Origin of the sequence: Hydrogenophaga sp., from assembly GCF_018780385.1 — a bacterium.
Taxonomy (GTDB): Bacteria; Pseudomonadota; Gammaproteobacteria; order Burkholderiales; family Burkholderiaceae_C; genus Hydrogenophaga.
Genome location: NZ_JADMJO010000043.1, coordinates 1 through 18511, shown reverse-complemented (window position 1 = coordinate 18511; position 18511 = coordinate 1). Strand labels below are relative to the sequence as shown.

Below are 18511 nucleotides of genomic sequence, written 5' to 3'. Positions count from 1 at the left end.
GCGGCGCCGTGCAAGGCATTCTGAGTGGCATCACCGTCATCGATCTGTCCCGCTTGATTGCCGGGCCTTACGCGGCCATGGTGCTGGCCGATCTGGGCGCGCGCGTCATCAAGGTCGAGGCGATCACCGGCGAGGAGGGGCGGCATTTTGGCCCGCCGTTTTATGGCGACTCCAGCGTCGCTTTCATGACCTGCAACCGGGGCAAGGAGTCGATCGCGCTGGACATACGCACCCCTGCCGGGCGCTCGGTGCTGGAGCGGCTGATTTCAAAAGCCCAGGTTCTGGTGCACAACTTTCGCCCCGACTTTGCCGAGACACATGCGCTGACCTACGACGCGGTGCGGCGCATCAACCCGACGCTGGTGTACTACATGGTCAGCGCCTTCGGTGAGCAGGGCGACTACCGGCTCAGGCCCTCGGTCGACAGCGTGGTGCAGGGCATGACGGGGGCCTTCTACGCCAGCGGGGAAGAGGGCAATCCACCGGTTCGTATCGGCTTGCCGATCATCGATGTGGCGTCCGGCATGTGCGGCGCGTTGGGCGTGCTGGCCGCGGTGATGCATTGGCAGCAGACCGGCCAGGGGCAGCGCGTGGAGTTGTCCCTGGTGGACACCATGTTCAATTTTCTTGCCAGCAAGGTGGGTGAATATGCGGTTGAGCAGCGCGAGCCGGTTCGTGCGGTGAACCTGCCGATTGCTGTGCCGAGCCGTCACTTTCGAGGCTCCGACGGTGCCTGGTTCAGCGTGTCGGTGGTGAATGAAGGTGCGTTCAAGCGGTTTTGCGCCGTCATCGAGCGGCTGGAGTGGCTCAACGATCCGCGTTACCAGCGCAATGCGGTGCGCATTGCCAACCGGCCGGCGCTGCTGGCTGAACTGGAGGCGATTTTCATCACCCGTTCGGCGGCTACCTGGGTGGCAGCCTTCGAGGCCGCCGATATTCCCTGTGGTCCGGTGAACACGGTGTCCGAGGCCATGGCCGACCCGGTGCTGGTCGCCCGTTTCGTGGAGCATCCTGAGATGCCGGGGCTGCCGCTAATCCCTTTTCCGGCGCAGCTTGCCGCGGGCATGCGCAAGATCGGTGACATGCTGGCACCTCCCGCGCTGGGGCAGCATACCGGGCCGGTGTTGGGCGAACTGGGCTATGGTGGGCCGGAGATTGCCCAACTGGTGCGCGACGGGGTCGTGCGCCTGCACGAAACTGCCATGGCAACCGCAGCAGTAGGGAAACCATGAGCAAAACTTCGCCCGACATTCTGTGGATCCCCAGCGCGGATCGCATCGCGGGTGCCGAGTTGACCTGTTTCCAACAATGGCTGGAACGCGAAAAAGGCGTGCGCTTTGCCGGCTACGAGGCCTTGTGGCAATGGTCCGTGGATGACTTGGAGGGTTTCTGGGGCGCCATCGTCGGCTATTTTGAGCTTCCGCTCGACGACTGGAATGGCCCGGTTCTGAGCGATCGGCAGATGCCGGGCGCGCAATGGTTTGTGGGCGCGCGCACCAACTATGCGCGGCAGGTGTTCCGGCACGCTACGGATGCCAGACCGGCCATCGTTTTTCGCAATGAAGCGGGCGAGCGGGCGGACATGTCTTGGCGCACGCTGCAGGACCAAGTGGCGGCGCTGGCGCAGTGGCTGCGCGCAGCGGGCGTGGGGCCGGGCGACCGCGTGGTGGCCTACCTGCCCAATATTCCGCAATCCATCGTGGCTTTTCTGGCCACGGTTTCCGTGGGGGCGATCTGGTCGGTGTGCTCGCCCGACATGGGGGCGCCCACGGTGCTGGACCGTTTCCGGCAAATCGATCCGAAGGTGTTGATCGCGGTCGATGGCTACCGCTGGGGTGGCAAGCGCTTCGACCGGCGCGACACCGTGGCCATGCTGCTCGACGGGCTGCCCAGCGTCGAGCGCTGCGTGCTCCTGCCCTACCTGGAGCGCAGCGCCAGCGTGGGCGCGCTGCGCGGTGGCGTGCTCTGGAGCGAGGTGGTCAGCGGCCCAGCTGAACTGCGCATTGAGTCAATGCCTTTCGACCACCCGCTGTGGGTGGTGTATTCATCGGGCACCACCGGCTTGCCCAAACCCATCGTGCACGGCCATGGCGGCATCGTGCTGGAGCAGGTCAAGCTGATGCGCCTGCACAACGACCTCGGTCCCGAAGACCGCTTCCACTGGTTTTCCACCACGGGCTGGATCATGTGGAACTGCCAGGTGGGTGGCTTGCTGGTGGGGGCGACGGTCTGCCTGTACGACGGCGCCCCGGCCTGGCCCGACTACACCACGCTGTGGCGCTTCGCGGGGGAAGTCGGCGTGACGTTTCTGGGTGCCGGTGCGGCGTTTTATGCGGCCTGCCAGAAAACAGGCGTAGAGCCGCGCGAGGTGGGCGCGCTGGGGCCGCTGCGCACCGTGGGTTCGACCGGCTCGCCACTGTCCCTGGAAAGCTACCAGTGGATTGCCAAGCATGTCGGGCGCGATGTCTGGATCAACCCGATCTCCGGCGGCACCGACTTCGCAGGGGCCTTCGTCGGCGGCGTGCCGACCCTGCCCGTTGTCGTGGGAGAAATGCAGGGGCGCTGCCTCGGGGCGCGCGTCGAGGCCTTCAACGAGCAGGGCCAGCCGGTCGTGGACGAGGTGGGTGAGTTGGTCTGCACCGCGCCCATGCCGTCCATGCCCCTCTACTTCTGGAACGACCCCGGCAACCGGCGCTATCTGGACAGTTATTTCGACATGTACCCCGGCGTCTGGCGGCATGGCGACTGGCTTCGCATCACACCGCGCGGCGGCGCAATCATCTACGGCCGCAGCGACACCACCATCAACCGCCACGGCGTGCGCATGGGCACGAGCGACATCTACAGCGTGGTCGAGGCGCTGCCCGAAGTGCTCGACAGTTTGGTGGTCGATCTTGAGTTTCTGGGGCGCGAAAGCTATATGCCGATGTTCGTCGTGCTGCGCCAGGGCGTGGCGCTGGACGCGCCGCTGATCGGGCGCATCAAGAGCGCCATCCGCGCGGCCGCGTCGCCGCGCCATGTGCCGGACGAGGTGTTTCCCGTGGCCGAGGTGCCGCGCACGCTCACCGGCAAGAAGCTCGAACTGCCGATCAAGAAGCTGCTGCTCGGCCAGCCCATCGACAAAGTGGTCAACCGCGATGCGCTGGCCAACCCCGCCAGCCTTGACTGGTTTCTTGAGTTTGCGCGCGTGCGTGCCACGCAGACCCGATAGTTTCCCCCAACCAATATCACGAAGAAACACCATGAGCGATCAGGAAGTCATTTACGACGTCAAAAATTACGTTGCCACCATCACCATCAATCGGCCCAAGACGCTCAACGCTTTCACTGGTGACACCATCAAGGACATGGAGCGACTGCTGGCCCAGGCCGGCGACGATCCGAAGGTCGGCGTGATCGTGCTGACCGGTGCTGGCGAGCGCGCCTTTTGTGTCGGCGGTGATGTCAACTGGGAAAAGGGCGAAGGTGGCAAGAGCGGCCTGCAGGACCTGGAATTCAACTTCAACCGCCAGATCGCCGAATGTCCCAAGCCGGTGATCGCGCGCGTCAACGGCTATGCCATTGGTGCCGGTCACCACATTGCCTACTTTTGTGACTTCACGATTGCCGCCGAGCATGCGATCTTTGGTCAGAACGGGCCACGCGTCGGCTCACCGGCCGGTGGCTACATCGTCTCGCACGCGGCCAATGTGCTTGGCCACAAGCGGGCGCGCGAACTGTGGATGCTGTGCCGCCGCTACAGCGCGAAGCAGGCGTTCGACTGGGGTCTGGCCAACTCGGTGGTGCCCATGGCCCAACTCGACGAAGAGGTGCAGAAGTACTGCGACGAATTGCTGTCGCTGTCGCCGACCTGCCTGAAGATTGTCAAGCGTTCGTTCTACCACCACATGGCCCCGATCATGGGCAAGGACATGAACGACCTGATCCAGGAAGTGGCACCTAACTATTTCAGTACCGGCGAGCAGCAGGAAGGGGCCAGCGCCTTTCTTGAGAAACGCAAGCCCGACTTCAGCAAATTCCGCTAACCGGTAACCTTTGTCCTGCGCGGCTCGGCGGGGAACTTTTAGAGACTGAAAATGATGAACCAAGAACGTTACCCCGAGTTGCGTGCCGCGCTGCGCGATCTTTTCAAACGCTTCCCTGACGAGTACTTTCGCAAGATTGACGATGCCCGTGCTTACCCCGAGGCGTGTGTGGACGCGCTGACCAGGGCCGGCTGGCTGGCGGTGATGATTCCGCAGGAGTACGGCGGAGCTGGCTTGGGTCTGGCCGAAGCCTCGGTGGTGATGGAAGAGGTCAACCGCTGCGGCGGCAATGCCGGCGCCTGTCACGGCCAGATGTACAACATGGGCACCTTGCTGCGCCATGGCTCGGACGAGCAAAAGCGCCGCTACCTGCCAAAAATCGCCAGCGGCGATCTGCGCCTGCAGTCCATGGGCGTGACCGAGCCAACCACAGGCACCGACACCACCAAGATCAAGACCACCGCAGTCAAGCAGGGCGACCGCTATGTGGTCAATGGCCAGAAGGTCTGGATCTCGCGGATTCAGCACTCCGATCTGATGATTTTGCTGGCACGCACCACCCCGCTCAAGGATGTGAAGCGCAAGTCAGAGGGCATGTCGATCTTTATCGTTGACCTGCACCAGGCCATTGGCCAGGGCATGACGGTGAACCCGATCCGCAACATGGTCAACCACGAGACCAATGAGCTGTTCTTCGACAACCTCGAAATCCCGGCCGAGAACCTGATCGGCGAGGAGGGCAAAGGTTTCAAGTACATCCTGGACGGCCTGAACGCCGAGCGCACGCTGATTGCCGCCGAGTGCATTGGCGACGCCCGCTGGTTCGTCGAGCGCAGCGCCCGCTATGCCCGCGAGCGCCGCGTGTTTGACCGCCCGATTGGGCAGAACCAGGGCGTGCAGTTTCCCTTGGCCGAGGCCCACATCGAGACCGAAGCCGCTGACCTGATGCGCTGGCGTGCCTGCGAGCTGTTTGACGCCCACCAACCGTGTGGCGCAGAGGCCAATATGGCCAAGTACCTGGCCGCCAAAGCCTCCTGGGAGGCGGCCAACACCGCCATTCAGACCCATGGCGGCTTTGGCTTTGCCTGCGAATACGACATCGAGCGCAAGTTCCGCGAAACCCGGCTGTACCAGGTGGCGCCGATCTCCACCAACCTGATTCTGAGTTACGTGGCCGAGCATGTGCTCGAGTTGCCGCGCTCATTCTGAAAGAAATTGCCATGCGTCCATTGGAAGGAATGCTGATTGTCACGCTGGAGCACGCGATTGCCGCGCCGTTCTGCACCCGCCAGTTGGCCGATCTCGGCGCGCGCGTCATCAAGGTCGAGCGTCCGGGCGAGGGCGACTTCGCCCGCGCCTACGACAGCCGGGCCCACGGCTCGGCTTCCCACTTCGTCTGGTGCAACCGCTCCAAGGAAAGCCTGACGCTCGACCTCAAACACCCGGCCGCACGCGCCGTACTGCAAAAGCTGGTGGAGCGCGCCGACGTGCTGGTGCAGAATCTGGCGCCCGGTGCTGCCGCGCGCATGGGACTGGACCATGCCAGCCTGGCGCCGGTCAACCCGCGCATCGTGGTGTGCGACATCTCGGGCTACGGCGACGGCGGCCCCTACACCGCGAAAAAAGCCTATGACCTGCTGATCCAGAGCGAAGCCGGTTTTGTGTCGGTGACCGGCACGCCGGAGACGCCATCCAAGGCCGGGCTGTCGATTGCCGACATCGCCGCTGGCATGTACGCCTACAGCAGCGTGCTGGCCGCTTTGCTGGAGCGCGGGCGCACGGGGCGTGGCCAGCGGCTCGAAATCTCCATGCTCGAAGCCATGTCCGAATGGATGGGCTTCCCGCTCTACTACACGCTGGATGGCCAGCCGCCGCCGCTGCGTGCCGGCGCCTCGCACGCCGCCATTTACCCCTACGGCCCTTTTACCTGCGGCGACGGCAAGCAGGTGGTGCTGGCGGTGCAGCACGACCGCGAATGGGCCACCTTCTGCAACCAGGTGTTGCAATTGCCCGAGCTGACCGCACAGTACCTGGGCAACGCCAACCGGCTGGCCCAGCGCGAGAAACTGCGCGGCATCATCGAAGGTGTCTGCGCCACCCTGACCGCGGCGCAACTGGTGGCGCGGCTGGATGCGGCGCAAATCGCCAACGGCCAGCTCAACGAGATGGCCGACCTGTGGAAGCACCCGCAACTCGCGGCGCGTGGGCGCTGGACCGAGATCGGTTCGCCAGGCGGCACGCTGCCGGCGCTGTACCCGCCGCACCACGTCCAGGGCAGCGAGCCGCCGCCGCCCATGGGGCCGGTGCCTGCGCTGGGTCAGCACACCGAAGCCATCCTGACCGAGCTCGGCTACGGCGAGACTGACATCGCCCGGCTGCGTGCAGACCAAGCCATCTGACTGCGAGATCGATGCCATGACCCCAGATACAAACCCGAGCGCGACGCTGGCTGCCTTTGCCGCCGATCTGTCATTCGACACCATTCCGGCGCCGGTGCTGCGCCGAACCGAAGACCTGTTCCTCGACTGGTACGCCTCCGCGTTGGCGGGCAAGGGCGCCCGGCCGGTCGAGGCCATCGAAGCCTATGCCCGCACCATGGGGCCGGCCTCCGGCCGCGCCGAGGTGCTGATCTCGCGCCGCACCACCTCGCCCCATTTCGCTGCGATGGTCAACGCGGCCGCCTCGCATTTCGCCGAGCAGGATGACGTCCACAACGGCTCGGTGTTTCATCCCGCAGCCGTCGTGTTCCCGGCGGCGCTGGCCATCGCGCAGGACATCGGTGCCAGCGGCCGCGAGTTCCTGGCCGCCGTAGTGGCGGGCTATGAAGTCGGCATTCGGGTGGGCGAGTTCCTGGGCCGCTCGCACTACCGCATCTTTCACACCACGGCCACCGCCGGCACGCTGGCCGCCGCTGCGGCGGCCGGACGGCTGCTCAAGCTCGATGCGACCACCATGCTGCATGCCTTCGGCAGCGCCGGCACACAAGCCGCCGGGCTGTGGGAGTTTTTGCGCGACGCCGCCGACTCCAAGCAACTGCACACCGCGCATGCGGCGTCCAGCGGCTTGGCTTGCGCCTACTTGGCGCGCGAGGGGCTGACCGGCGCGCGCCAGATTCTGGAAGGCGCGCAAGGCATGGCTGCGGGCATGTCGAACGACGCCGATCCGGCGCGCCTGACCGACCGCCTGGGCCAGCGCTGGGCCACGGCGGAAACCTCGTTCAAATACCACGCCTCGTGCCGCCACACCCACCCCAGCGCCGACGCGCTGCTGGCGCTGATGCAGACGCATGGGCTCAAGGCCGACGATATTGCCGCGGTGACCACCCATGTGCACCAGGGCGCCATCGACGTGCTGGGCCGCGTCACCGTGCCCGCCACCGTGCACCAGGCCAAATTCTCAATGGGCACGGTGCTGGCGCTGGCCGCCGAATACGGCTTTGCCGGGCTGAATGAATTTGAAGCGCATTACCTCGCGCCGCGCGTGGCCGCCTTGCGCGACCGCGTGACGATGCAGCTCGACGCCGAGGTCGATAAGGCCTACCCGCAGCGCTGGATCGGCAAGGTAACGGTGAGCACGCGCGATGGCCACACCTTTGGCGCGCGGGTCGATGAGCCCAAAGGCGACCCTGGCAACACCCTGACACGTGCCGAGCTGGAAGACAAGGCGCAGCGCCTGGCGGCCTACGGCAAGGGGGCCACGCCTGCAGAGGTGGAGGCACTGATCGCGCGCGTCTGGGCGGTCGCCGAGGCGCCGCACATCGAGCGCTGGTTGGCGGCATGAGCATGGCGACCAGCACCCCCGGCCTCCATGTCCTGCCGCGTGCCTATCTTTTTGTGCCCGCAGACAGGCCTGAGCGTTTTGCCAAGGCGCGCGCCAGCGGCGCCGACGCGGTGATTGTTGATCTGGAAGACGCGGTTGCCCCCGAGGCGAAGGCGAGCGCACGCGACGCGTTGGCGGCGGCGCTTGATGCGTCGGCACCGCTGGTTGTGCGCATCAATGCCGCTGGCACGCCCTGGTTTGAAGACGATCTCGAACTGTGTCGCCATCCTGGTGTGGCGGCGGTGATGCTGCCCAAGGCCGAGGGTATCGATGCCGTGTGCACCGTGGTCGAGATCACCTATAAGGACGTGTTGCCGATCATCGAGTCGGCGCGCGGACTTAGGGAAATCCACAGCATTGCGAGCGTGCCGGGCGTGATCCGCCTGGCTTTTGGCAGCGTCGATCTGGCGCTCGATCTGGGCATTGACTGTGCGCCCGATGGCGCGGAGTCAGAGCTGCTGGCTTTCCGCTCACAAGTGGTGCTGGCCTCGCGGCTGGCCGGGCTGGCCGCGCCAGTTGATGGTGTCAGCACCGCGATCGAGGACCTGCAACGCTTGCAGGCGGACACTGAACGCTCACGTCGACTCGGCTTTGGTGCCAAGCTGTGCATCCACCCGAAGCAGCTTGCCATCGTCCAGGCGGTGTTCACGCCGACCCCCGAACGGCTTGACTGGGCGCGCCGCGTCTGCAAAGCATTTGAAACGGCGGGTGGTTCCGCTGTGGCGGTTGACAGCCAGATGGTCGATCTGCCGGTGTACCAGCGTGCACAAGCCGTGCTGCGCGACGCGGGTCTGAGCGCCTGATTTTTTAAGCCCACCCCAAACCGACTGGAATTTCTCATGACCCGCAAGAACAAACCCATCCGCTCCGACATTGCGTGGAGTACCCCCGACCGCATCGAGGTGCACGGCAAAAGCCTGCCCGACGAAATTCTTGGCCATCTCAACCTGGGTGATATGGCCTTCCTGCAGATCGTCGGGCGCATGCCGACGCCGCAGGAGTCCAACGTATTCAACGCGATCGCGGTGACGCTGGTCGAACACGGCATCACGCCGAGTGCGCTGGTCGCGCGACTGACTTACGCCGGTGCGCCCGAATCGCTGCAGGCGGCGGTGGCGGCCGGATTGTGCGGCCTGGGCAGCGTGTTCGTCGGCAGCACCGAAGGCACCGCCAAAATGCTGTACGAGGCGCTGCCGCCGGGCACACGCGACGCCGATCTGGAGCGCATTGCGCGCGAAACCGTGGCGGCCTACCGAGAGCGTGGCCAGATCATTCCGGGGCTCGGCCATCCGCTGCACAAGCCGGTCGATCCGCGTGCCCCGCGCCTGTTCCAGATCGCCAAAGACAACGGCTTTTCCGGCGACTACATCCGCCTGGAACAACTGATCTGCGACGAGGCCGAACGCGCCGCTGGCAAGTCGCTTCCCGTCAACGCGACCGGCGCCATCGGCGCCATCAGCTGCGAACTCGGGCTGCCATGGAAAATCGTGCGCGGCATCGGCGTCCTGGCGCGTGCCATCGGGCTGGTGGGGCACATCCTGGAAGAGAGCAAGAACCCGATGGCGGTCGAGATCTGGCAGCGGGTCGAAGACGAGGCCACCCAGCACATCAGGCCGCAAGGCGCCTGAAGCGCTGTGGCTGGCCTTGCAGGCACGATGCGCCCGCGTCGATCTATCGATTGAATTTTGCTGGACACCACTGGAGTATTGCGCGATGAATGACACGATCCTGAGAGAAGAACCCATTCACTGGGTGCAATCACCTTCGCAGACTGCCGAGGCATCGAGCGTGGGAGCCTGGTCGACCGAAGCCGTAGTGGCGCTGTTCGATCAGCCGTTTACCGAGCTTCTGTTTCGCGCGCAGACCGTTCACCGCGAGCACTTCGACCCGACCGAGGTCGAGCTTGCCACGCTGCTGTCGATCAAGACCGGTGGCTGCCCGGAAGACTGTGGCTACTGCCCGCAGTCGGTGCACTACGACACCGGCGTAGCGGCCAGCAAGCTCATGGCGGTGGAAGAGGTGCGCGACGCGGCCGTGCGCGCCAAGGCGGCCGGCGCCACACGCTTCTGCATGGGCGCGGCCTGGCGCGCGCCCAAGGACCGCGACGTGCAAGCCGTGGCCGAGCTGGTGCGCGCGGTCAAGGACGTGGGCCTGGAGGCCTGCGCCACCCTGGGCATGCTCAACGAGGGCCACGCCGAAACCCTGCGCGACGCCGGGCTCGACTACTACAACCACAACCTGGACAGCGCCCCCGACTTTTACGGCGACATCATCACCACGCGCGATTACCAGGACCGGCTCGACACCCTGCAACGCGTGCGCGGGGCGGGCGTCCGGGTCTGCAGTGGCGGGATCGTGGGCATGGGCGAGACGCGGGTGCAGCGTGCGGCGCTGATCGCCCAGCTGGCCAACCTGGCGCCCGATTACCCCGAATCGGTGCCGATCAACAACCTGGTCAAGGTCGAAGGCACGCCGCTGGCCGATCAGGCCGAACTGGACCCGCTGGAGTTCGTGCGCATGATCGCGGTCGCCCGCATCACCATGCCGCGGGCCCGGGTGCGCCTGTCGGCCGGGCGCCAGCAGATGAGCGATGCGGTGCAGGCCCTGTGTTTTGCGGCCGGCGCCAACTCCATCTTTTATGGCGAGAAGCTGCTGACCACCGGCAACCCCGACATCGAACGCGACCGGGCGCTGATGCAGCGCCTGGGCCTGCATGCGCGCCACACTATGGGCGCCTGAGGACCACGACCATGTTTCGCACCCTGCTGAAATCCAAAATCCACCGCGCCACCGTCACCCACTGCGAGCTGCACTACGAAGGGTCCTGCGGCATCGACGAAGACCTGCTGGAGGCGAGCAACATCCGCCCCAACGAACAGGTGCACATCTGGAACGTCAACAACGGCGAACGTTTCATCACCTACGCCATCAAGTCGCCGCGCGGCAGCGGCATCATTTCGCTCAACGGCTCGGCCGCCCGGCGCGCCAGTGTGGGCGACCTGGTGATCATCGCGGCCTTCGGCATGGTCCATGAAGACAAGCTCGACGAGGCCGTGCCGAAGCTGGTGTTCCCCGACGCCGCCAACCGCATCGTCGAGACCCGCAGCGAGCCCGCCGGTCCGCAGTCCGGCGATCCGGTCATCCTGCCCCTAGGCGCCGAGCTTTGATGCTACCTGTGTCGGCCAACGACGCCTGGCGCTAGCGCAGCCCGGCTGGGGTTTGGCACCCCTGCACCCAGATGAAGCTGCACGCGTCCGAGGGTGCTGCGCTGCCGCTGATTCCCGTGGCGCGGGCCCAGGAGTGTGGCTGCGCGACCACGGAGGCTGGTGCCATCTGAATGCGATCAGCTCCTGGTGGGTCAACCTGTTCGGGCACAACCACCCCGCCATCCGCACCGCGCTGATCGATCAGTTGCACACGCTCGACCACGTGATGCTGGCTGGTTTCACCCACGGGCCGGCGGTTGAACTGTCCGAGCGCCTGGCTGCGCTCACTGGCCTGGGCCACGCCTTCAACGGGAGCGACGGCGCCAGCGCCACCGAGAGCGTCAAAGTGATCCGCGCGGAACTGGCTTTCGGCGACGCAAAAGAACAGTGTCACCGTTTTGAGGAGGGTTCTCTTCCAACATCTGCCGGAAACGCTGTGCAGCGCTACCGTCGGCGCTCGGCTGCATTGCCACGCCGAGCGCTACCGCGAGCGATGCTTCTGACGACACATCGCGAAACTCCACTCGCCTGGTGGAACCTGTGCTGCATGCTGCAGGGACCAATGCCACCCCGATGCCGCTTTCCACAAGACTGACCAACGTCTGAACCTGCACGGCTTCCTGCGTGACCCGGGGAGTAAAGCCAGCGGTCTGGCAGACCAGCATCACCTGTGCTCTAAGGTTTACCGCGCTCGACGCTGAGTACATGATGAAAGCTTCATTGGCCAAGTCCGATAGCGCCACGCGTTTGCGCCGGGTCAGCGGATGGTGCATCGGCAAGGCGACCACCAGCCTGTCCCATTCCACCGGTCTGATTTCGATCGGTGTGGCTTCTGCCACGGGGTATCGAACGAGCCCTAGGTCCAGCGCACCAGCCTCCAGGTCGCGAAGTATCTGTGTGGTCGTGCCTTCGCGCAAGTCGAGCACCACATTCGGGTAGCGCTCGCGAAAAAGCGGCAGTACGCGTGGCAGCATCGCATAGGTGGCGGAGCCTACAAAGCCAATGCGCAATCGCCCGCCAACGCCGTTACGCAGAGCGACGACAGCGCTGCGTAACTGCTCAGCATGGAAGGCAATCTGCTGCGCGTCCACCAGAATGACACGACCTGCGTCGGTAAGACGCACGCCGCGCTTGCTGCGCTCGAAAAGTGGTGCGCCGAGGTCTGCTTCCAAGCGCCGGATGCCCGTGGACAGGGGCGGTTGCGCAATGTGCAGCCGTTCCGCCGCCTTGCGAAAGCTCTGCGTTTCCACCACGGCCAGGAACTGGGTGATCTGCCGGAAGTTCATTATCAAAAGGATATCACTGACGTCTCATTTGGTATTGGACGTGGAATCTATCGATTCGTACAGTGAAGTCCATATCAACAGGAGACAACCCAACATGAAGGTCATCGTCCCCGTCAAACGCGTGGTGGATTACAACGTCAAGGTGCGCGTGAAGAGCGACGGCAGTGGCGTGGACATCGCCAACGTCAAGATGAGCATGAACCCGTTTGACGAGATCGCGGTGGAAGAAGCCGTGCGCCTGAGGGAGAAGGGCGTGGTCACCGAAGTGATCGCCGTCTCCTGCGGTGTCACCCAGTGCCAGGAAACCCTGCGCACCGCCATGGCCATTGGTGCGGACCGCGCCATCCTGGTGGAGACCACCGTGGAGCTGCAGCCCCTGGCCGTGGCCAAGCTCTTGAAGGCCCTGGTGGACAAGGAACAACCCGGTCTCATCATCCTGGGCAAGCAGGCGATCGACGACGACTGCAACCAGACCGGCCAGATGCTCGCCGCCTTGGCCGGCCTGCCACAAGCCACCTTCGCCAGCAAGGTGGAAGTCGCTGACGGTAGAGCCACCGTCACGCGCGAAGTCGACGGCGGTCTGGAGACGCTCTCCATCACGCTGCCCGCCGTCATCACCACCGACCTTCGTTTGAACGAGCCGCGTTACGTGACGCTGCCCAACATCATGAAGGCCAAGAAGAAGACGCTGGACATCCTCAAGCCCGAAGACCTCGGTGTGGACGTGAGCCCGCGCATCAAGACGCTCAAGGTCAGCGAGCCGCCCAAGCGCGGTGCCGGCATCAAGGTGGCCGATGTGGCCGCCCTGGTGGACAAGCTGAAGAACGAAGCCAAAGTCATTTAAGGAATTCATGTCATGACCGCACTCGTTATTGCAGAACACAACAACGCCTCCATCAAGGGCGCCACGCTCAACACGGTTGCCGCCGCTGCCCAATGTGGTGGTGAGGTGCATGTGCTCATCGCCGGGCACAACGCCGGGGCTGCTGCCGCTGCCGCCGCACAGATTGCCGGCGTGAGCAAGGTGATCCACGCCGACGCCCCGGGTTTCGAACACGGCCTGGCCGAGAACGTGGCAGCCCAAGTGCTGACCATCGCGGCCAACTACAGCCACATCCTGTTCCCCGCCACCGCCAGCGGCAAGAACGTGGCGCCGCGCGTGGCCGCCGCACTCGATGTGGCCCAGCTCTCCGACATCACCAAGGTCATCGCAGCCGACACCTTCGAGCGCCCGATCTACGCCGGCAACGCCATTGCCACGGTGCAGGGCCTGGACGCCACGCACGTGATCACCGTGCGCACCACGGGATTCGACCCCGCAGCGGCCACCGGTGGCAGCGCCACGGTGGAAACGGCAGCAGCAGCCGCCGACGACGGCAAGTCCAAGTTCATGGGCAGCGAGATCGCCAAGAGCGACCGCCCCGAGCTCACGGCGGCCAAGATCATCGTCTCCGGTGGCCGGGCACTCGGCAGCGCGGAGAAGTTCAACGAGGTGATGACGCCGCTGGCCGACAAGCTGGGCGCAGCACTGGGTGCCAGCCGCGCCGCGGTGGACGCGGGCTACGCACCGAACGACTGGCAGGTGGGCCAGACCGGCAAGATCGTGGCCCCGCAGCTCTACATCGCCGCGGGCATCTCGGGTGCCATTCAGCACCTGGCCGGCATGAAGGACTCCAAGGTCATCGTGGCGATCAACAAGGACCCCGAGGCCCCGATCTTCTCGGTGGCCGACTACGGCCTGGAGGCCGATCTGTTCGTGGCCGTGCCCGAGTTGATCAAAGTGGTCTGAAATTTACATCCTCTCTCTTTACGAACGACTCCACGGAAATACCCATGACAGAACGCGAACAGACACTCGAGCTTCTCATCGATGCCGCCCGCCGCTTCACGCGCGAGGTGCTTCTACCCGCCGAGACGGTGGTGGAGGAGACGCAGGAGATTCCCCCCCACGTGGTGAAGGGCCTGCGGGAACTCGGCCTCTTCGGCATGACCATCCCCGAGGAATACGGGGGCCTCGGCCTCAGCATGTTCGAGGAGGCAAGCCTCGTTTTCGAAATCGCCTACGCGCAGCCCGCCTTCCGCTCCTACTTCGGCACCACCAATGGCGTGGGCACGTTGGGCATCGTCAACGATGGTACCGAAGAGCAGAAGCGAAAGTACCTGCCCAAACTCGCGACCGGCGAGATGATGGCGTCCTTCTGTCTCACCGAACCCGACTCCGGCTCCGATTCCGCTGCTCTGATCACCAAAGCTGTGCGCGATGGCAATCACTACGTCATCAACGGCACCAAGCGCTTCATCACCAACGCCATCCATGCCGGCGTGTTCACCGTCTTCGCGCGCACGGCTCCGAAGGAGGTCGGTTCGAAGGGTATCTCCGCTTTTCTGGTCGATCGTGACACACCCGGCATCACTGTGGCCAAGCCGTACAAGAAGATGGGGTTCGCGGGCTCTCATGAGTCCGACGTGATCTTCGAGAACTGCCGTGTTCCCGCCAGCGCCTTGCTCGGCGCGGAAGGCACGGGATTTCGCAACGCGATGATGTCGCTGGACCACGCACGGCTGCACATGGCCGCAGTGGCCACCGGACTGTGCGAGCGCCTTCTTGACGAAGGAACGCGCTACGCGATGGAGCGCAAGCAGTTCGGCCAGCCCATTGCCAATTTCCAGATGATCCAGTCCATGCTGGCTGAGAGTCAAACCGAGCTGTTCGCTGCGCGCGCCATGGTCGAGAAGGCCTCGCGGGAGAAAGATGCTGGAAAGAAGACCACCAAGGAGGCCGCATGCTGCAAGTACTACGCGACCGAGGCGGCAGGCCGCATCGCCGACCGCATGCTGCAGGTGCACGGAGGCAATGGCTACATCAAGGAATACGCCATCGAGCGCCTTTACCGCGACGCGCGCCTGCTTCGCATCTACGAGGGAAGCAGCCAGATCATGCAGCTCATCATCGCGCGCGAACTGCTCCGCGAGCACGCCTGAGGATCACACGCAACACCAACAGGAGGGCGAATTCATGAGCACATGAAAGAAGCCCATAACCTTGATTCGCCGCGACAAGACCATAACCCTAGGAGACAAGACAATGACCCCGATTCGAACCTTGCTGGGCCTCACCCTTTCTGGCCTGTTTCTCGCCGTCCCTCTTGCGAGCTTTGCGCAGGACTACCCATCAAAGCCCATCCGTATGATCGTGCCATTCTCTGCAGGCGGGCCGACCGACGTACTGGCACGGTCCCTCGCCAAGAGCATGGGGGAAGTGCTCGGCCAGCCCATCATCGTGGACAACCGCCCAGGGGCCGGAGGCAGCATCGGCATCGACGGGGTGGCCAAGGCAGCACCCGACGGCTACACCATCGGAATGGCTCACACCGGCACGACCGCGATCAATCCACACCTCTACCCACGCCACCCCTACGATCCGCGCACCGATCTGACTCCGATCACTCCCATCGTTTCGTACACCAACGTGCTGGTCATCAACCCCAAGGTGCCAGCCAACACGCTGGCCGAGTTCATTGCATGGACCAAGCGCAGTGGTGTTTCGGCCAACTACGCATCGGGCGGCAACGGCGCAACCAACCACCTCTCCGGAGAGCTGCTCAAAGCGTTGACAGGCGCGAAGCTCGAGCACATTCCTTATAAGGGCAGTGCACCCGCCCTGGTGGACGTCATGGGCGGCAGCGTCTCGGCCATGTTCGATATCCCCATCACCTCGCTGCCTCAAATCCGTGCCGGCCATGTCAGGCCGCTTGCCGTGACCAGTGTCAAGCGCAGCAGTTATCTGCCCGACGTGCCCACCATGCGCGAGTCCGGTGTGCCAGGCTTCGACGAAGCGGGTAGCGACCTGTGGTTCGGTCTGGTGGCCCCCGCCAAACTCCCTCAACCCGTCGTCGACCGGCTGTATCAGGCCGCTCTCAAAGCGATGCAGACCCCAGAACTTCAGCAGGCCATTCGTGGCATGGCCTACGAGGCATGGACCTTGCCCCCCACCGAGTTCAAGTCCTTCATGAACATCGAGTATGACAAGTGGGGAAAGGTCGTCAAACTCTCCGGCGCGAAAGTCGATTGAAAATGAGCGGACCTCTTTCTGGCATTCGCGTTCTCGATCTGACGAGTGTGATCATGGGCCCATATGCCAGCCAGCAGTTGGCTGACTTGGGTGCCGATGTGATCAAGGTCGAACCGCCTGGCGGGGACGTGATGCGTCAAGCCGGCCCTATGCGAAATCCTGGCATGGGCCACTTCTACCTGACGACCAACCGCAACAAGCGCTCCATCGTTCTCGACCTCAAGAAGCCTTCAGGTCGCGACGCGCTGCTGCACATGGCAGCCAGCTCAGATGTGCTGCTCTACAACATCCGGCCGCAGGCTATGGCTCGCCTGGGCCTCGGGTACGAAGACCTGAAGAAGGTGTCTCCGAAGATCGTCTACGCTGGCGCCTACGGATTCAGTCAGCGTGGCCCCTACGCCGCAAAACCCGCCTACGACGATCTCATCCAAGGCATGTGCGGCATCCCTTGGCTTACGGGGCAGGCCACTGGAGAGACGCCCCGGTATGCCCCCATGGTATTGGTCGACCGCGTGGTCGGTCTGCAACTGTGCAACGCCATCACCGCTGCACTGTTCTATCGCGAGCGTTCCGGCATTGGACAGCGGATTGATGTGCCCATGTTTGAAGGCATGCTTTCCATAGTGCTTGGTGAGCACCTTGCCGGGCACCTCTATAGACCGTCGACGGGACCTTCCGGATATCAACGTAGTCTCGCACGTGATCGCCGACCCTACGAGACAAGCGATGGCCATATCTGCGTCCTGGTGTACAACGACAAGCATTGGCGTAGCTTCTTCGATGCCATTGGCAAGTCCGAGGTATTTGCGCAGGACGTGCGCTTCAGCAGCCAGGGCAAGCGCCTCGAGCACATTGACCACGTCTACGGCTTTCTCGGCGAAATCTTTCGAACACGAAGCACTGGGGAGTGGCTTGCGCTGCTGGAGCACGCAGATATTCCCGCAGCACGCATGTACAGCATTGACGACATCCTGGCCGACCCTCATCTTGCGGAAACCGGATACATCCAGCAGGTCACTCATCCAAGCGAAGGGGAAATGCTAGATGTAAGCATCCCTACTGAGTGGTCGCACTCAGTGCCGGAAAAGAGGCACCATGCACCCAAATTGGGGGAGAACACGGTGGAACTGTTGCGCGAATTTGGCTATTCCGACGAACACATCCGAGCGTTGTTGTCTGAGGCAGCGGTTCAACAATGAGCCAATTACGCACAAGCGAATTCATGAGGAATTATCTAGTCTTACTGTGTCCAGACTCTCGGAGTTCTGGCGCACATGGGCAACCATCCTGGACAAACTGCCCTGCATGTCTGCAAGGGCGGCCATCAAGCGCCCGACTTCGTCGTTCGAACTCGTCACGATCTGCCCCGTGAGGTCACCCTTGGCAATGCGCCCCGCCAGCCCCAGCGCCTCCTCCAGCGGCCCGAGGACCGCCTTGCGGATGGCCCAAAAGGAGGCTAGCAGCACCAGGCCTCCCAGCAGGTTGATACTGAAAACAAGCACTTGGATGAAGCCTACCGCCTCGGCAACCAACGGAGCGAAACGATCGGAGTTATCCTGCACGACCGCCATGTCGGGCCGCAGTCGTTCGACCAGCGCCGGGCTCAAGGCCCTGCCAGGTTCGGCCTCGATGATCTTGCGCATGCGCTCCAGATCGCGAATGTCCTTGATCGGCAAGTTAATGATGTCGCTGAAGCCGAGCAAGCGGAACAGCCCCTGCTCGACCTTGAACAACTCGACATCGACCTGCGATGCAACCCACTGCCCACGCTCGATCGCCTTGAGCAATACGTCCTTGCCGACCGCCGGGACCGTGTCACCAGGGGCCGCTCGCTGCATCGCGAGTGTCAGCTGCATGACGGCCGCCAAATGATCGCGCTCAAGGTGGTGGAACCGCGCGGCCTTGGAAAGGTAGCGTCCGCCCAACAACACCAGCAGTGACACCGCGAGTACGGCCACCATTCCGAATAGAAATTTCTGACGCAGGGTGAATCGGGTCATGGGTAACAATCTCTTCAAAAGGATAAAAAGAACACGCGCACTGAAGCCTTAAGGAAGGTCTGCAAAACACCCGCTGCAGCGTGAGCTGAGACGATGAATTTCG

17 protein-coding genes and 1 pseudogene are annotated in these 18511 nt (G+C 63.8%); 16 read left to right on the top strand and 2 right to left on the bottom strand.

Going from position 1 to position 18511, the window contains the following annotated elements; genetic code table 11:
* The first annotated feature begins 8 nt into the window (after positions 1-8).
* From IV113_RS15495 to IV113_RS15445, 11 genes and pseudogenes are all read left to right on the top strand, one after another.
* Positions 9-1232 carry a CoA transferase gene (locus tag IV113_RS15495; protein ID WP_056278429.1) on the top strand — a complete coding sequence of 408 codons (1224 nt, stop codon included), beginning with the start codon at positions 9-11 and terminating at the stop codon, positions 1230-1232.
* Positions 1229-3211 carry an acetoacetate--CoA ligase gene (locus IV113_RS15490; protein WP_056278426.1) on the top strand — a complete coding sequence of 661 codons (1983 nt, stop codon included), beginning with the start codon at positions 1229-1231 and terminating at the stop codon, positions 3209-3211. The genes IV113_RS15495 and IV113_RS15490 overlap by 4 nt, the downstream gene beginning before the upstream one ends.
* Positions 3212-3242: 31 nt before the next feature.
* On the top strand, positions 3243-4025 hold the full coding sequence (locus IV113_RS15485; protein WP_056278424.1) for an enoyl-CoA hydratase-related protein: 783 nt from the start codon (positions 3243-3245) through the stop codon (positions 4023-4025).
* Positions 4026-4076: 51 nt separating this feature from the next.
* Positions 4077-5234, top strand: a complete 1158-nt coding sequence (locus IV113_RS15480) for an acyl-CoA dehydrogenase family protein (RefSeq protein WP_056278421.1) — start codon at positions 4077-4079, stop codon at positions 5232-5234.
* 11 nt (positions 5235-5245) lie between these two features.
* Entirely contained in the window at positions 5246-6424 is a 1179-nt protein-coding gene (locus IV113_RS15475) for a CaiB/BaiF CoA-transferase family protein (protein ID WP_069047327.1), read from the top strand.
* Between the two features lie 16 nt (positions 6425-6440).
* Positions 6441-7805 (top strand): MmgE/PrpD family protein, encoded by a 1365-nt coding sequence (locus IV113_RS15470; RefSeq protein WP_056278598.1) that lies wholly within the window; start codon positions 6441-6443, stop codon positions 7803-7805.
* On the top strand, positions 7802-8647 hold the full coding sequence (locus IV113_RS15465; RefSeq protein WP_236944073.1) for a CoA ester lyase: 846 nt from the start codon (positions 7802-7804) through the stop codon (positions 8645-8647). Before IV113_RS15470 ends, IV113_RS15465 begins: the two co-directional genes overlap by 4 nt.
* 36 nt (positions 8648-8683) lie before the next feature.
* Complete coding sequence (locus IV113_RS15460; protein WP_056278412.1) at positions 8684-9472, top strand: citryl-CoA lyase; 789 nt, start codon at positions 8684-8686, stop codon at positions 9470-9472.
* Between the two features lie 85 nt (positions 9473-9557).
* A complete protein-coding gene (gene bioB, locus IV113_RS15455) occupies positions 9558-10583 on the top strand; it encodes a biotin synthase BioB (RefSeq protein WP_291086725.1) in 1026 nt (341 codons plus the stop codon).
* 11 nt (positions 10584-10594) lie between these two features.
* Positions 10595-11011, top strand: a complete 417-nt coding sequence (panD, locus tag IV113_RS15450; RefSeq protein WP_056278406.1) for an aspartate 1-decarboxylase — start codon at positions 10595-10597, stop codon at positions 11009-11011.
* A gap of 71 nt (positions 11012-11082) precedes the next feature.
* Positions 11083-11387: pseudogene (locus IV113_RS15445) on the top strand (aminotransferase class III-fold pyridoxal phosphate-dependent enzyme); the annotation flags it as partial.
* Between the two features lie 4 nt (positions 11388-11391).
* On the opposite strand, the gene IV113_RS15440 reads toward IV113_RS15445, so the two are convergent.
* Positions 11392-12336 carry a LysR family transcriptional regulator gene (locus IV113_RS15440; protein WP_291086723.1) on the bottom strand — a complete coding sequence of 315 codons (945 nt, stop codon included), beginning with the start codon at positions 12334-12336 and terminating at the stop codon, positions 11392-11394.
* Between the two features lie 94 nt (positions 12337-12430).
* Between IV113_RS15440 and IV113_RS15435 the strand changes: the two genes are divergently transcribed.
* From IV113_RS15435 to IV113_RS15415, 5 genes are all read left to right on the top strand, one after another.
* Positions 12431-13180, top strand: a complete 750-nt coding sequence (locus IV113_RS15435) for an electron transfer flavoprotein subunit beta/FixA family protein (RefSeq protein ID WP_291086721.1) — start codon at positions 12431-12433, stop codon at positions 13178-13180.
* Positions 13181-13192: 12 nt separating this feature from the next.
* On the top strand, positions 13193-14125 hold the full coding sequence (locus IV113_RS15430) for an FAD-binding protein (protein ID WP_291086719.1): 933 nt from the start codon (positions 13193-13195) through the stop codon (positions 14123-14125).
* A 44-nt stretch (positions 14126-14169) separates the two neighbouring features.
* Positions 14170-15318 carry an acyl-CoA dehydrogenase family protein gene (locus IV113_RS15425; RefSeq protein ID WP_056278394.1) on the top strand — a complete coding sequence of 383 codons (1149 nt, stop codon included), beginning with the start codon at positions 14170-14172 and terminating at the stop codon, positions 15316-15318.
* A 61-nt stretch (positions 15319-15379) separates the two neighbouring features.
* Complete coding sequence (locus IV113_RS15420; protein ID WP_291086717.1) at positions 15380-16408, top strand: tripartite tricarboxylate transporter substrate binding protein; 1029 nt, start codon at positions 15380-15382, stop codon at positions 16406-16408.
* 2 nt (positions 16409-16410) lie between these two features.
* Positions 16411-17607 carry a CoA transferase gene (locus IV113_RS15415; protein WP_056278389.1) on the top strand — a complete coding sequence of 399 codons (1197 nt, stop codon included), beginning with the start codon at positions 16411-16413 and terminating at the stop codon, positions 17605-17607.
* A gap of 21 nt (positions 17608-17628) precedes the next feature.
* On the opposite strand, the gene IV113_RS15410 is transcribed toward IV113_RS15415, so the two are convergent.
* Complete coding sequence (locus IV113_RS15410; protein WP_291086714.1) at positions 17629-18408, bottom strand: methyl-accepting chemotaxis protein; 780 nt, start codon at positions 18406-18408, stop codon at positions 17629-17631.
* Positions 18409-18511 lie beyond the last annotated feature (103 nt).

Excerpts from the sequence above, each read along its gene's own strand:
- IV113_RS15490 (WP_056278426.1), top strand. The coding sequence starts at position 1,229 with ATGAGCAAAACTTCGCCCGACATTCTGTGGATCCCCAGCGCGGATCGC.
- IV113_RS15485 (WP_056278424.1), top strand. The coding sequence starts at position 3,243 with ATGAGCGATCAGGAAGTCATTTACGACGTCAAAAATTACGTTGCCACC.
- IV113_RS15480 (WP_056278421.1), top strand. The coding sequence starts at position 4,077 with ATGATGAACCAAGAACGTTACCCCGAGTTGCGTGCCGCGCTGCGCGAT.
- IV113_RS15475 (WP_069047327.1), top strand. The coding sequence starts at position 5,246 with ATGCGTCCATTGGAAGGAATGCTGATTGTCACGCTGGAGCACGCGATT.
- IV113_RS15470 (WP_056278598.1), top strand. The coding sequence starts at position 6,441 with ATGACCCCAGATACAAACCCGAGCGCGACGCTGGCTGCCTTTGCCGCC.
- IV113_RS15465 (WP_236944073.1), top strand. The coding sequence starts at position 7,802 with ATGAGCATGGCGACCAGCACCCCCGGCCTCCATGTCCTGCCGCGTGCC.
- IV113_RS15460 (WP_056278412.1), top strand. The coding sequence starts at position 8,684 with ATGACCCGCAAGAACAAACCCATCCGCTCCGACATTGCGTGGAGTACC.
- bioB (WP_291086725.1), top strand. The coding sequence starts at position 9,558 with ATGAATGACACGATCCTGAGAGAAGAACCCATTCACTGGGTGCAATCA.
- panD (WP_056278406.1), top strand. The coding sequence starts at position 10,595 with ATGTTTCGCACCCTGCTGAAATCCAAAATCCACCGCGCCACCGTCACC.
- IV113_RS15440 (WP_291086723.1), bottom strand. The coding sequence starts at position 12,336 with ATGAACTTCCGGCAGATCACCCAGTTCCTGGCCGTGGTGGAAACGCAG.
- IV113_RS15435 (WP_291086721.1), top strand. The coding sequence starts at position 12,431 with ATGAAGGTCATCGTCCCCGTCAAACGCGTGGTGGATTACAACGTCAAG.
- IV113_RS15430 (WP_291086719.1), top strand. The coding sequence starts at position 13,193 with ATGACCGCACTCGTTATTGCAGAACACAACAACGCCTCCATCAAGGGC.
- IV113_RS15425 (WP_056278394.1), top strand. The coding sequence starts at position 14,170 with ATGACAGAACGCGAACAGACACTCGAGCTTCTCATCGATGCCGCCCGC.
- IV113_RS15415 (WP_056278389.1), top strand. The coding sequence starts at position 16,411 with ATGAGCGGACCTCTTTCTGGCATTCGCGTTCTCGATCTGACGAGTGTG.
- IV113_RS15410 (WP_291086714.1), bottom strand. The coding sequence starts at position 18,408 with ATGACCCGATTCACCCTGCGTCAGAAATTTCTATTCGGAATGGTGGCC.